Consider the following 12984-nt stretch of genomic DNA (forward strand, 5'->3'; position numbering starts at 1 on the left):
GACTAAATAGCGGCTGTACGACTTATTGACACTGTCGCGTAGGGCATGGAGGCGATTAAGGTGGCATCAATAATAATGGAGCGTTTGAATGATTACCGCCTACCTTACCCACCCAGACTGCTCATTGCACCATATGGGGCCGGAGCATCCCGAAAGCCCTCAGCGTCTGGAGGCTATTCGCGCTCGCCTATCGCTTGCTGGTCTATTACAGCAGACCATGCAGGCAGATGCCAAAGAAGCCTGCGAAGAAGCCCTGGCTAGGGTACATCCCTTGCGTCATCTGCGCGCCCTGGAAAAGTGCTTGCCCAGCGAGGGCATTGTTACGCTAGATAGCGACACTATGATGAACCCTAACAGCCTGAAAGCCGCGCGCGTGGCTGCGGGGGCGGTCATTCGTGGTGTTGACCAGGTATTTAAACGTCAGGCGGATAACGTATTTTGTGCCGTAAGGCCGCCCGGCCACCATGCCGAAGCCAGCGATGCCATGGGGTTCTGTTTTTACAACAATATTGCCGTGGGCGCGGCTCATGCCAAGGCCAAGTATGGCGCCAAACGCATTGCGATCCTCGATTTTGATGTTCATCAGTGCAACGGTACCATCGATATCTTCAAAAATGACCCTGAGGTGCTGATCTGCACCAGTTTCCAATACCCGTTTTACCCCTGGCGCTATTTGCGCAGCGAGTGGCAAAACGTTGTCAATACGCCGCTGGAAGTGGGTAGCGACGGACGCGAGTTCCGTCGCGTAGTGGAAAACCATTGGCTGCCCGCTCTGCACGCCTTTAAGCCTGATCTCGTCATGATTTCCGCTGGGTTCGATGCCCACCGGGATGACCCAATGGGGGATCTCTGTTTGGAGGATGAAGACTTCTATTGGGTAACGCACTTGGCAATGGAGATCGCGACACTCTATGCCGACAATCGCATTGTCTCGGTTCTTGAGGGGGGCTATAACCCTAAGTCGCTGGCCAGTGGTGTAGAGGCGCATCTCAAAGCGCTGTTGGGTCTGCCCTTTGCAGAGGTCCCCTAGTGCTGGCATCTGATTGGCAACCACTCTTGGCGGCCTGAAGGCTGTGATATCATGGGCGACTTCCAGCCCAAGCCAACGCAGCCAATTTGACAATTTATGACCGCTACTTCTGAACAGCATGCCGCGCTGCGTATCGCATCGGGAAGCAAACCGTTTGTTGAGCCGCTGCGCCTGGGCGAACGGCTCAAGCAAATCCGTCTTGCCAATCAATGGACCCTGGAAGACGTTAGCCAGCGCACGGGGCTTGCCCGCTCGACGCTCTCTAAAATCGAGAACGATCAGGTTTCCCCTACGTTCAGCGTGGTACAGAAGCTGACCACCGGTCTTAACATCGACCTCCCCCAGCTGCTGACACCGCCCAAGCGGGAGCGTTACACCATGGGGCGACGCGATTTAACCCGGAAAGGAAAAGGTCAGCTGCACCCTACTCCGACCTACGAGCACGAGTTGCTGGGGCATCAGCTAGCCCAAAAACGTATGATTCCGTTCAAAACCATTGTGCGGGCACGCAGCTTTGACGAGTATCACCAGTGGGTGCGCCATGATGGCGAAGAGTTCTTGATGGTGCTGCATGGCGACATCATGCTCTACACCGAATTCTACGCTCCACTGGTACTGGCCGAGGGTGACAGCATCTACTTTGATAGCGACATGGGGCATGCACTCGTTTCCACCAGCCAAGATGACGCAGTGGTGCTTTCCGTATGTACTCGTGGCGATGTGGCGTAGCGAACGCAAATAGTACGTTACAGGCAATTGGTAGGTTTGGGCAGCCCGGCCAGACGGGCAATCCTTTTTGCCGGACTGCCAGGAAAGAGCTGCATAAGATAAATCGAACGCCCCTTCTCCTCTCCCAACGCATTTTTCGTTGCCTTGACGAGTGGCCGCATGGCCGGCGCCATTTCGTAGCGTTGGTAGAATGCCCGAACGACTTCAATAATTTCCCAGTGAGCAGGCGTAAGCGGCAAGCCTTCCTCTTTTGCCATTAGGTTAGCGACGGTATCGCTCCACTCTGACTGATTAACTAAGTAACCTTCCGGATCCAACCCCCATTTTTTTTCTGAATCAAGATAACGGTATATTTTTGAATCTGACATGAGTTAATACCAAGTAACTGTCTTTGTGTATTGCTCCGTAAGGGCTACAAAGCCGTCCATCTCCAGGGTAGGCAGTTGGTGCTCGGCCGCAATGCTGGCAAGGCCACGTGACCTCAGGTCCTCCAATAACAGGAAGATTCGTGAAGGGCACTGCTCCCAAGCCGCCCAAGCAGGGGCAAGCGCAGCAGTGACTCCCTCTTCAATCAACAGCACGCTGTCCTGCGCCCCCACCGCCTGCCGCATTTGAACAGCTACACTGCTATCAGGCGCTTTGGTGAGGATGTGTAGAATCATAGTGGCCCCACTAAAAATTAAGAATGTTGCTGTGCTGTTGCAATAACCCTGGCACTTGCTGTTCCGCTAGGAGAGTAACTCCTTCTACTAGGGAATCCGTGGTTAAGTGCATGCCTTGCAATGCCTCTTCCGTTACCCATAGTTTCTCAATATCGTACATTTCCAACATGTCGATAGTGGGCAGCGTCGCTTTTTGCCCAGCAGCCCCACTGCCCTGCTCTTTCAGCAAAGCCAGTATCCCCTGTCCCATGAACAGTAGATGCACGGGCTGGCCAAATGCCGCAGCCACCAAGGCAGCATCTAAGCCTTCACGCAACCAGTTTGAGTTGTGAGGAGCGTGTCGAATAATCACTAACAGCGCATTGGGCGTCGTCATGGGGTCTCCTTTCAAGCAAAGGTAATGAGGCGATCAGCACGTTGCTGTAACTCAAGCAACTGGCCAAGACCGGTCAACTCAAAGGGAGGAGAGAGATTAAACGCTTGTTTTCCATGACGCTGCGCTTCCGACTCATCCATCAACCCACGCCGCAGAGCAGCGGCAATACAGACATCCAGGGGAACCGCATGTTGCTGGTGCAGCTCAGCCCAGGCGTCGCGCATATTGAGTTCGTCTTGCGGTGGCGCCATCAGAGAAGAGGCATTATGAACGCCGTCGTGATAGAAAAAAACACCTGCGAGTTGATGCCCACGCGCCAGCACGGCATGGGCAAAACGCAATGCAGAGTGAGGGGCCGGGCTGCTGTACGGTGCGCCCATTACCAATAAGCCGTACTGCATCATTTTAATACCTAGTTGTTAATACCTAGTGACGGTGGCCCTAAAAAAAAGACAGACCCTAAAAATAGGGCCTGTCATATCATCTAGTAGCGCTGCCAGAGATCAATCGTTGCTCATGATACCCAGAATTGAAAGCAGGCTCACAAACAAATTGTAGATCGAAACGTAGAGCGTCACGGTGGCGAGAATATAGTTGGTCTCGCCAGCACGGTGAATGATCTCGCTGGTTTGATACAGGATGGCAGCTGAAGCAAACAGCACAAAACCAGCCGATACCATCAGTGAAAGCGCAGGAATGTTAAAGAAGAACCCAGCAATCATGGCAAGAATCAGCACGATGACACCTGCCATCAAGAAGTTGCTCAAGAAGCTAAAGTCTTTCTTGGTGGTTAGCGCCACCGCTGATAGACCCACAAACGTCAGACCGGTCATGGCCAGCGCGTTCATGATCAGTGCACCGCCGTTAGGCAGGGTCAAGTAAGCAGAAAGAATCGGCCCTAGCGTAAAGCCCATGAAGCCGGTGAAGGCAAACGTTGCCAACAGACCCGCTGCAGAGTTAGCGGTTTTGTGGACAAGGAACATCAGGCCGTAGGCACCAATGAAGAACACAAAGATGTTCATCTGTTGAATACCCAGTGCAACTGCGGCACCTGCGGTTACTGCCGAAAACAGCAGTGTCATTGCCAGTAGCGCGTAGGTATTTCGCAACACCTTGTTAGTACTAACACTATTAGCAACGCCGCCCGACTGGGGACGTGCCATACGTGAATCGTTGTAAGCCATGTGTTCATGCTCCCTAATGGTATTTCCAACAACTGACCAGCATGCCGTTACCGAGTTCCAGACGCAAGCCTTTGTCTATTTCACACTATCTTCTTCGTCAATGGTTATTCAACGTTGCATCAGCTTAGCAAACATTGTCTATGCTTTCTGAACACTCAATTGGACACGCTACTATGAATAAAATTCTACTCTCTGGCCGAACGTTGGTCGGCAGCGCCCTGTTCTCTTGATTGTTCCAAACCACCCAGCGTTAGGGTACGCATACGCTCTCGATCTTGGTAGAGGCGATTAATAGCAGCTCGCTTATCGTCGACCGCCTGGGGATACATGCTCTCTTTCAGCTTTGCCCTTCTTCTTTGTCATCGTTTTCGTCTTTATGCGGCGTTACTGCGGTAATCGCCGTTTGACGAACATCCTGCGGGGAGTTGTAGAGACGAGCATCAATCACATGCAGCACCGCCAATTGCGCAAATAACACCGCAAAACAGACGATCAGACCTTTTAACATGGCGGTTTTTCCAGAGAGTTAACGTTAATCGCATAGTAGCCGATTGTTGACTAAACACAATCGCTTTAAGCGAGAGATGTCGCCCTCCCCAGCCCCGCCTTTCACAAAGATGGTCTACAGTGAAGGTGACTCAAAAACCAAGGAGAGGATTATGGCGACGTTTATCGTCTACAGAGCTGTCAAGGAAGGTGCCGAGATTGATTCACAGCCCGAATGGTGGGTGGTTGATACGCGTGAGGCGAGCGCTAGAGATGGCGAGTTCGTTAGACACCGCTGCGCAACGAAGCCTGAGGCTGATCGAGAAGTGCGCCAGCTCAATGAGCAATATGAAGATACTTGAGATTCGCTGGAAAAATGTCTAACAATAGCGGTAGAGGCCGCTCTGGCCTCCATCCGCTTATTGGATCTAACTGATTATTCGTACCCGTTAGTCCTTAACCGAGACGGTACGCAGGTCATCAACGGCCACGCCTTCTGGCAAATCCGAGACTTCTGCAGGCAACCACACCGGAGAAAGATCACTGTCTTCTCTGCCATCGTCAAAATGATGGCCAGGAATTCGATAAACGACTCGATTGTGATGATGGTCCCACGCAAATACACGATCCATATGCTTATCCTGGTAAATGAACATAACCTTTATGACCGCTAGGTTTAGCGTGATGTTCCATTGACGCTGATCGATAACCGTGACCCGATGTTGCTTGATGAGCTTTGCTTGATGAACGTTGCTAAATAAATAATGGGTGATCGCTTGAAAGAACCTCATGATGGTAAAGACCCGCAAGAGGCTCTACGCGCCAGGCTCAACAAAAGCTTACAGGAACGCAGGGCCTCAGCAGTACGCAGAAGAATAGGCGCCCGAGCTACCCGGCAGCAGTTCCTGGAAGCGACTCGCAACGTGGGCGTGATCGTAGTGGCCACCTGTTTCACGGCGGGCTGGGTAGTCACCAATCCCATCTTAAATACCGACAATGTTTGGATGGGCGTGGGATTGGGTATACTCTTGATCTTTGTCGGATCATTCGGCTATGGTTATGTGGAGCGGGACAAAACCTCAGATGAGGAAAGTAAGCCATGAATGAACTTATTCTTGCCAGTATGTTGATGAGCCTTGCGGTAGTATCAGGCGGTATGGTCTGGAGTCAGTACCGCGAGCACCACGGTAAAAAATCACTTACCGAGAGCGCATTTTCCTGGATTGCCAAGCGCTTCGCTTAATAGCTACAGCTTATAAATAACAAAGGGTCGCTACTAGCGGCCCTTTTTGTTTATTCCCTATACGCTTAAACGCTCAATTCTCGACTTCCGCGCCACCAAACAAAGAACATGCGCACTTATTACGCTAAGAGACCCAAATGCCTGTAATCCAGCGACTGCTTCGCGTCCTCAAAGCATCAACTCTTCAAATCTCATGGACATTTCTTCTGCTAGTAGTCCTCGCACACATGGGCACTACCTGGGCGTTTTTTTCCATGGTCGGCGAAACAATGGCCGACTCCATTACCGATTGGGTTTATTTTTATGTGGTGGTTGCCAGCACCGTCGGTTTCGGTGATTTCAGCCCCGAAACAGTGGCCGGCAAATGGATCACCACGCTCTATCTCATTCCCGGCGGCATTTCGCTGTTTGCAGCGTTGATTGGTAAAGCCACTGTCACACTTTCAGTTTTTTGGAGACTGCAGATGCAAGGAAAAGGCGATTTTAGCCACCTAACCGGCCATACTCTCGTTATCGGCTGGCACGGCGAAACCACAGAACGTATTTTGGATATTCTCAAAGCCGATAAAAGCCTACCTGACGAAATAGTGCTTTGCGTTACCAAAGAGATGAGCAATCCACGCCCAGCCGATCTTAAATTTATTAAAGGTGAGAGTTTTTCCAATGCTGATCTTCTCAAGCGGGCGGGGGTTGAGAACGCCAGCCGTATCATTATTTATGACACAAGCGATGACCGGGTGGCCACAGTCGCACTGAGTGCCTACAGCCTAAAAGGGAAAGGTGCCCATATTGTCGCCCACTGCGCAAATCCTGACACCGCGGCGATGCTACGTCGTACCTTACCCGGTATCGAATGCACCCAGGCGCTGGCACTTGAAATGCTGGTACGCTCTGCTTCAGATGCCGGTATTTCGCGAGTGGTTAATGAGCTACTTGCCGTCGATCGCGGTGCTACGCAGTATCAAACGAAGATAAGTAACCCGCCTACTGGTGCCACTTTTGGCGACCTTTTTATACAGGCGAAAAGAATCTGCAACGCCACTGTTTTAGGGCTCGCTAGCGGCCAGGACGATAGCGAAGACAACATGCTCAACCCTGCCACAGACCGTCCACTAAAAGATGGCGATATCGTCTACTACATGGCCAATACACGGCTTTCGGAACAACAAATGGGAGGTTTGCTCAGCGAGTCCCACTAGAGCAATCCCCCTTCGCTTCGCCTAACGCACACAGGTGTCAGCTATCTTGATTAGGATATGGAGCTTGCTTCAGTAGCGTTGCGAGGTGAACACAGTTACGGGCAAGTCCCGCCGTTGCGGTTTGAACGACCTCTGGCGTCTGCTTCAAATCTTTGAAATCGGTTGACTGCATTGCTTCGCCTACCCAGTAGGTAGAAGCATTCGCTGGAATAGTGAAACCGACATCGTTCAAGCCCTGGAACAGTTCAGCGATAATATGATGCGCGCCATCTTCATTACCCACTGCCACGACGCCCGCGACACAACCGTATGAGACGAGCCGCCCCTGGCCATCTGTCTCACCCAGGAAAGCATCAAGCCGCTCTAGAACGCGCTGGCAAACACTGGAGTGATGCCCTAACCAAACTGGGCTACCCAAGATGAATATATCGGCGTCTAGGATTCGCTGGCGAAGTTGAGGCCAATCATCCCCCTCTCCTTCATCAGAAGTGACGCCAGGTTTAATGTTAAAATCGACTGCGCGGATCTGCTCGCCGGTGACACCGTGTCGCTCAAGCTCTGTTAGCGTCTCCGCTATAAGCCGCTCGCAAGAGGACTCGGCGGGTGAAGGTGTAAGGGTACAGTTAATTGCAAATGCCGTGAGTGCCATGTGCTACCTCCATGTGACTGTCACTTCAATTACTAACGCTATTGAACACTCTTGCCGTGCGAAGGCCGAGCAATGTGGTCAAAATCTCGGGCTAGCGCCGCTAAATCACGCCCCAAAGCCTCACCCTCCATGGGCCGCCCATGACCGGTCAAGACCACACGGGGGTTAAGCTCTGCTAGACGTTGTACGGAGTCGCGCGCGGCGTCCCAGTCAGGTGTAAAATAGCGGGGCGGCCCGCTAAGCTCTTGATGTTGAGTCAGTACTTGATATAGCTCATCTTGGCGAACGGTTACAAAAGCGTCACCGACGATCATAGCGCGGTCGCTATCGCGGAAAAACGAAACATGCCCTTGAGTGTGGCCTGGGGTTGCTATCCAGCGCCAATCGGGCATACCGGGTACGCTGCCGTCGTCGGACAAGGAGTGAATGCGGGGTCGCAGGTCTATCGGCGTATTAGGAAAAAGACCTGACAGCTTGGCAAGAAGTCCGCCTTCCACCTGGGTATCAGGATAGGGATAGTATTTTTCCCCAGTGAGATAGGGCATCTCTAAGGGGTGAGCGTAAACCGGCACATCCCAATATTCGGCCAGCTCTATAGCCGACCCAACATGATCGAAGTGGCCGTGGGTCAGTAAAATAGCCTTAGGTCGAGCATTTTCTCCAAAACGAGATACTGCTACTTCGGCTATTAATTCTTTGCTGTTGGGCATGCCAGCATCAATCAATACCCAATCGCTGCTACCGGGGTGTCCGACAAAGCAAACATTGACGATCTTCACCGTCAGCCCAGCAACATCAGGTCGCACTTCAAAGAGGTCACCACTCTTAATCGATGTCAAAGGCATCATTTTGCTATTAAGTGGGTTATTAGGCATAGAGCCCCTCCATGGGCGAAAATAAGAGCGTCATAGCAATCATCGCCACCATCTCCCCTACATTTGGCAAAATGATAGCAATGGCGATACGAAAGCGTGTAAGTTCCGGTTATTACTTCTTCCGCATAAAAGGAAAAATCTTTGCCATCGTGTCAGCCAATACTTGATCCAGCGGTTTATGGTCCAAGCTGATAGCCGCCCTTGCCGCCGTGTAGGTTCCTTTGTACTCTTGGGCAATCTCGCTATCCGTCATCGATTCCGGTAGCTGCTCTTTGGCGCGGATAGCATCAATGACCTCCTTATCCATACAGCCTCTCCTTTAAACTGGGCATAACACCCAGCCTAGTACACATAGGAACGTGGTGATGGAGTAAAACGATTAACAAATTTTAGAGTTCAACATCTTTATAATTAGCACTAGGTTATCAAAGAAAGCCTATATCATTCTTAATGAAAAGATCGTGTTTCGTACTGGCTAAAAAAACCAATGTTACTGATGCCTGCGCATGCTTCAATCAAGCGAATTTAAATAAACCTATCTGCAAATAGAGTGTTATCTACACTATAGCTAAATGCTAGCCCGAATTTCTCAAAGGGGATAATAGAAAGCGGCTGATAGGGTTATGATTTCAGGACGTTACACCAGAAAAAACACCAACAGCCGCTATCCAAAACGGCACCTGAAAAACTGACCTTCTCGCCACTATCTCGCCGTCAAATTGAAGCCGATTTTTCCGGCGGTCACATCACCTCCGATGCCGGACTGATTTTGCTGCGCGAGGTCAATAAACAACATCGCCTGACTCGCCGACTCACCTCATTACTTCACGATCACCGGGACCCAGAACAGGTACACCACCGGCTAGACACCATGGTTCGTCAACGGGTATTTGGCGTGGCCGCTGGATACGAAGACCTGAACGATCATGACGCCCCTCGCTTTGATTAAGCGCTGCAAACGGCAGTTGGCCAGGACGACTCCCTGGCAGGCAAGTCCACACTGTGCCGGATGAAGTAGCAGGCGGATCGGCAGGCGATTAGCTGCACTGCATTAAGCAGGTATTCTGTAACCAGTGTGACTCACCAGCATGGCTATTACCCTCCGCTCAACTACACTTCTTATGGGCAAATTGGATTTGTACCCTGGAAAGGAGGGTGCGCTATGCATATTGCGAAAGAAGACATTCCAGTCCAGATAGATTTACCCGGTGCAGTCGCCCGACAGCAAAAGGATTTTGGTGATGTAACAGGGTTTGGAAAAATGGGCGCTGAGTATTTCTCATTTGGCAATGGTACTGATATCACCGAGTTGTTACATGGCCTAGAAGGGAATAGTTGTCAAAGTCCTCACTGGGGTTACGTGGTAAAAGGTGCCATTACCGCTTTGTATTCCGATAACACTGAGGAAACTTCCCGAGAGGGTGACATGTTTTATTGGCCCCCAGGGCACAGCGTTCGGGCGGAAGAAGATACAGATATCGTGATGTTCAGCCCTCAACATGAGCATGGCTTGGTCATCGACCATATCAAGCGCAAAACGGCTAGATAATTCACTCCCGAGACTATGGGGCTACTACCTCTGTGGTAGAAGTCCCTTAACCCGGATTTCTCATGGGGTATAAAAGAACGCGGCTGAAAGTGATAACGTTTCAAGGCCTTACACCAAAAACCAACACCAACAGCCGCTTACAAAATGGCACCTGAAAAACTGACCTTCTCGCCACTCTCCCGCCGTCAAATTGAAGCCGATTTTTCCGGCGGCCACATCACCTCCGATGCTGGATTGCTCCTGCTACGGGAAGTCGATAAGCAACATCGCCTGACGCATCGCTTGGCCTCCGTGCTTCATGATCCCCGCGCACCGGAACAGGTTCGTCATAAGATCGACACTCTGATTCGTCAGCGGGTGTTCTGTGTCGCCGCGGGCTACGAAGATTTTAACGACCATGAGGCCCTACGCTATGATCAGACGCTTCAGACAGCGTTAGGTGAAGATGAAGTCTTGGCGGGTAAGTCTACACTGTGTCGGAGCGAGCAGAAGGTAGACCGGCAAGCGATGGTGAAGGCCCATGAGTTACTGTGGCATCACTTCATTGAGCAGCATGACCAACCACCCAAGGAGATCGTGCTGGACTTTAATGACAACGATATTCCCGTGCACGGCGAGTAACCCGGCAAGTTCTTTAACCGCTATTACGATCACCACTGCTACTTCCCTCTGTATGTTTCCTGTGGCCGCCATCTGCTAGTGAGCTATCTGCGTACCAGTGACTACAGCGACAGCCATCACAGCTGGGCCATCCTGGCGTTACTGATGCGGTTTATTCACCAGTACTGGCCCGATACGCGCATTGTGTTACGAGGTGATAGTCACTTTTGTCGCCCCCGGATGCTGAGCTGGTGCGATCGGCATCACGTTGACTATATCGTGGGTATCGGTAAGAACAGACGGCTGCTCAAGGAAGTGGACGTGCCCATGATGCTGGTGCGCAAGACCCAATGGCAGGTGGGAGGGAAAGTGGCAGAGACGTTCCGCTTCCCGTATCAAGCACACTCTTGGAAATACCCACGCTGGGTGGTCGCTCGTATAGAAGAAAGCGAGCAGCGCTCCAACCCCCGGTTTATCATCAGCTCCCGTTACGACGACGGCTTCAAGCTTTTCTACGAGCAGTACTGTGCTTGGGGCGACATGGAAAACCGAATCAAGGGTCAACAACTGAGCCTGTTTGCTGACCGGACCTCCAGTACGCACTGGTGGGCCAATCAGTGGCGGCTCATCTTGTCGGGCTTTGCCTATACGCTGTTCGAGCGCTTACGCACTTACCTGAAGAAGCCCCCTTTCAGCGCATGTGCCCAAGCAACCTAAGGCTCAAACTCATCAAAGTGGGCGCGGTCATCATCCGCAATACGCGCCGAATCCGGGTGTTGATGAGTGACAGCTACCCCTATAAAGCGGAACTATCCGATCTCGTCAGGCAGTTGGTGCCGAACTGAATGCTCGGGCGCCCCCGGCCCGACGCAATGGGGGAAAGGGGGAAGTGTGTCTGAACGGCGGAAAGTGGTTAAAAAGTAGGCAATTTAAGCCGTGCCAATAGATTTTAGTGGCATTACGTCTTGGGTGCGGTACTGGCTGAGGTGCTATGAGAAATCCGGGCTAGGAAGCCTCTGATTAACGCAATGCCAGATCAAGCACTTAGCTCAATCATAAGCTGCCCTACTCTGAAGCACCCGCATCATGCTCGGCGGCGTCTTCTTCACCCTCTTCGACCATTTCTTGTGCTTCCTCCTCTTCTTCCTCTGACGCTTCGGGCTTTTCCTGGTCTTTGCGCCCAACGGCAAGCGTCGTAACGATCCCGAAGTGGTCGGAGCCAATCACTTTGACCCGTTCAAGCTCAACAAGGTGAAGCCCGTCAGAAACAAACAGATGGTCGATTGGGTAGCGCCAAAACGGGTACGCCGAATGGTAAGTACTCAGCAATCGTCGGCCACGACGTGGGTCTTTTAGATCGCTCAAATCGGCAAACAGCCGCGTGGTATGCGACCAGCCCACATCGTTAAAATCACCGGTTACGAGCCAGCGGTTATCCGGGTCTTCTTGCACACGATTTGCTATTAGCATCAGTTCCGCATCGCGTTCACGGCTGTCCCGTCGGGCCTCGGTATCTTCGTCGCTCTTGATATCTTCTTCAAGGCCAGGTGGCACAGGATGAGCTCCCACAAACCGCACGGACCCCATACTGGGGACATCAAGTGTGGCGAAAACCGACGGCCTGCGCTCAGAGACTAAGTGTTCCACTTGCTCATCCAGAAACGGATAACGTGACCAAAGCACCAGCCCCTGGCCTTCGTCACGCACCTCTCCCACCCGATAATCGTAATAGTCGTCCAGCGGTGCCAACCCTTCTTCCCACGCGCTATCAACTTCAATCAACAGTAAGAGATCTGGATCCTCACGCCGCACCATATCTAACAATTCGGCATAGTGATTGTTTTTGAAGGTAATATTCGCGGTCAGCACTTTTAATGTTGTCCGGTCATCATCGGACCTCATCTCCGCCGACGGAACCTCGGTGGGCCAAACGGGGGTAAAGGGCAAGATGTGGTAAAGGTGCCACCCAGCAATGGCCAGGATAACGGCTACCCAGGCGGCATGCTCTTTTCGTGGACGCTTGAGCCACGCATGGATAGCTAACAGAAGAAGCGGAAACACCAACGCGGCGGTTAACTGCAAACGAGGAAAATCCCATAGCCTGACCCACCACTCACCACTGGGTAACAAAGGTAGAAGGCATACCACCACCATTAAAAGAACCAGCACTCGACTGGCCCACAAAAGAAGCTTTAAAAACATGAAACCTCTCAAACGCAGCAACGGCGACCGAAGGGGTTTCGGTCGTACTTAGCCAGGTTGCCGCAAATATTTTACGATTTATGCATTCCACTTTAGTGAATGCTCCATACACTTACGATGGGGCTTGCTTAATGATAGGCCGCTAACCTCGCATAAATGTAGCCTAATGCGTAGTAATTAATAAGAAAAAATCGTGAATT

General features: G+C 51.7%; 19 protein-coding genes and 2 pseudogenes. 9 read left to right on the plus strand and 12 right to left on the minus strand.

All coding sequences use genetic code 11. The features are described from left to right. Positions 1-88 precede the first annotated feature (88 nt). Complete coding sequence (locus tag HUO07_RS01905) at positions 89-1030, plus strand: histone deacetylase family protein (protein WP_176302147.1); 942 nt, start codon at positions 89-91, stop codon at positions 1028-1030. Between the two features lie 96 nt (positions 1031-1126). Next, the gene (locus HUO07_RS01910) at positions 1127-1759 is read left to right on the plus strand and encodes a helix-turn-helix domain-containing protein (protein WP_008957936.1); all 633 of its coding nucleotides are present in this window, start codon (positions 1127-1129) and stop codon (positions 1757-1759) included. 17 nt (positions 1760-1776) lie between these two features. Here the strand turns inward: HUO07_RS01910 and HUO07_RS01915 are convergent, their stop codons facing one another. The 7 genes from HUO07_RS01915 to HUO07_RS01945 all read right to left on the minus strand — a co-directional run bounded on the left by HUO07_RS01915 (position 1777) and on the right by HUO07_RS01945 (position 4489). Further along, positions 1777-2127, minus strand: coding sequence for a TusE/DsrC/DsvC family sulfur relay protein (locus HUO07_RS01915; protein ID WP_176302148.1), 351 nt, complete (start codon positions 2125-2127; stop codon positions 1777-1779). Between the two features lie 3 nt (positions 2128-2130). Then, complete coding sequence (gene tusB, locus HUO07_RS01920; RefSeq protein WP_176302149.1) at positions 2131-2421, minus strand: sulfurtransferase complex subunit TusB; 291 nt, start codon at positions 2419-2421, stop codon at positions 2131-2133. Between the two features lie 10 nt (positions 2422-2431). Next, complete coding sequence (gene tusC / locus HUO07_RS01925; RefSeq protein ID WP_176302150.1) at positions 2432-2797, minus strand: sulfurtransferase complex subunit TusC; 366 nt, start codon at positions 2795-2797, stop codon at positions 2432-2434. A gap of 11 nt (positions 2798-2808) precedes the next feature. Continuing rightward, entirely contained in the window at positions 2809-3198 is a 390-nt protein-coding gene (tusD, locus tag HUO07_RS01930; RefSeq protein WP_176302273.1) for a sulfurtransferase complex subunit TusD, read from the minus strand. A 102-nt stretch (positions 3199-3300) separates the two neighbouring features. Further along, positions 3301-3981: a Bax inhibitor-1/YccA family protein gene (locus HUO07_RS01935; protein ID WP_176302151.1), complete on the minus strand. Its 681-nt coding sequence runs from the start codon at positions 3979-3981 to the stop codon at positions 3301-3303. 185 nt (positions 3982-4166) lie between these two features. After that, positions 4167-4310: a hypothetical protein gene (locus tag HUO07_RS01940; RefSeq protein WP_176302152.1), complete on the minus strand. Its 144-nt coding sequence runs from the start codon at positions 4308-4310 to the stop codon at positions 4167-4169. 8 nt (positions 4311-4318) lie between these two features. Then, positions 4319-4489 carry a hypothetical protein gene (locus HUO07_RS01945; protein ID WP_176302153.1) on the minus strand — a complete coding sequence of 57 codons (171 nt, stop codon included), beginning with the start codon at positions 4487-4489 and terminating at the stop codon, positions 4319-4321. Positions 4490-4640: 151 nt separating this feature from the next. Here HUO07_RS01945 and HUO07_RS01950 point away from each other — a divergent pair, with 151 nt between their 5' ends. Then, positions 4641-4829, plus strand: a complete 189-nt coding sequence (locus tag HUO07_RS01950; RefSeq protein ID WP_176302154.1) for a hypothetical protein — start codon at positions 4641-4643, stop codon at positions 4827-4829. Positions 4830-4916: 87 nt separating this feature from the next. Here HUO07_RS01950 and HUO07_RS01955 read toward each other — a convergent pair whose 3' ends face one another. Beyond that, positions 4917-5099, minus strand: a complete 183-nt coding sequence (locus HUO07_RS01955; RefSeq protein WP_176302155.1) for a hypothetical protein — start codon at positions 5097-5099, stop codon at positions 4917-4919. Positions 5100-5243: 144 nt separating this feature from the next. Between HUO07_RS01955 and HUO07_RS01960 the strand changes: the two genes are divergently transcribed. The 3 genes from HUO07_RS01960 to HUO07_RS01970 all read left to right on the plus strand — a co-directional run bounded on the left by HUO07_RS01960 (position 5244) and on the right by HUO07_RS01970 (position 6909). Then, positions 5244-5570, plus strand: coding sequence for a hypothetical protein (locus HUO07_RS01960; RefSeq protein WP_176302156.1), 327 nt, complete (start codon positions 5244-5246; stop codon positions 5568-5570). Then, positions 5567-5710 carry a hypothetical protein gene (locus HUO07_RS01965; RefSeq protein WP_158414210.1) on the plus strand — a complete coding sequence of 48 codons (144 nt, stop codon included), beginning with the start codon at positions 5567-5569 and terminating at the stop codon, positions 5708-5710. Before HUO07_RS01960 ends, HUO07_RS01965 begins: the two co-directional genes overlap by 4 nt. A 227-nt stretch (positions 5711-5937) precedes the next feature. After that, the gene (locus HUO07_RS01970) at positions 5938-6909 is read left to right on the plus strand and encodes an ion channel (RefSeq protein WP_281362624.1); all 972 of its coding nucleotides are present in this window, start codon (positions 5938-5940) and stop codon (positions 6907-6909) included. Positions 6910-6946: 37 nt separating this feature from the next. On the opposite strand, the gene HUO07_RS01975 is transcribed toward HUO07_RS01970, so the two are convergent. The 3 genes from HUO07_RS01975 to HUO07_RS01985 all read right to left on the minus strand — a co-directional run bounded on the left by HUO07_RS01975 (position 6947) and on the right by HUO07_RS01985 (position 8740). Next, a complete protein-coding gene (locus tag HUO07_RS01975) occupies positions 6947-7558 on the minus strand; it encodes a flavodoxin family protein (RefSeq protein WP_176302158.1) in 612 nt (203 codons plus the stop codon). Between the two features lie 38 nt (positions 7559-7596). Further along, positions 7597-8433, minus strand: coding sequence for an MBL fold metallo-hydrolase (locus HUO07_RS01980; protein WP_176302159.1), 837 nt, complete (start codon positions 8431-8433; stop codon positions 7597-7599). Positions 8434-8545: 112 nt separating this feature from the next. Then, positions 8546-8740, minus strand: coding sequence for a hypothetical protein (locus HUO07_RS01985; protein ID WP_176302160.1), 195 nt, complete (start codon positions 8738-8740; stop codon positions 8546-8548). 381 nt (positions 8741-9121) lie between these two features. Between HUO07_RS01985 and HUO07_RS01990 the strand changes: the two are divergent. From HUO07_RS01990 to HUO07_RS02000, 3 genes and pseudogenes are all read left to right on the plus strand, one after another. After that, positions 9122-9448: pseudogene (locus HUO07_RS01990) on the plus strand (transposase); the annotation flags it as partial. A gap of 147 nt (positions 9449-9595) precedes the next feature. Continuing rightward, on the plus strand, positions 9596-9982 hold the full coding sequence (locus tag HUO07_RS01995; protein ID WP_176302161.1) for a cupin domain-containing protein: 387 nt from the start codon (positions 9596-9598) through the stop codon (positions 9980-9982). A 144-nt stretch (positions 9983-10126) separates the two neighbouring features. Continuing rightward, positions 10127-11427: pseudogene (locus HUO07_RS02000) on the plus strand (IS1380 family transposase). 220 nt (positions 11428-11647) lie between these two features. Here HUO07_RS02000 and HUO07_RS02005 read toward each other — a convergent pair. Then, entirely contained in the window at positions 11648-12784 is a 1137-nt protein-coding gene (locus HUO07_RS02005; protein ID WP_176302162.1) for an endonuclease/exonuclease/phosphatase family protein, read from the minus strand. Between the last annotated feature and the right edge of the window lie 200 nt (positions 12785-12984).

Origin of the sequence: Vreelandella maris, assembly GCF_013371085.1 — a bacterium.
Taxonomy (GTDB): domain Bacteria; phylum Pseudomonadota; class Gammaproteobacteria; order Pseudomonadales; family Halomonadaceae; genus Vreelandella; species Vreelandella maris.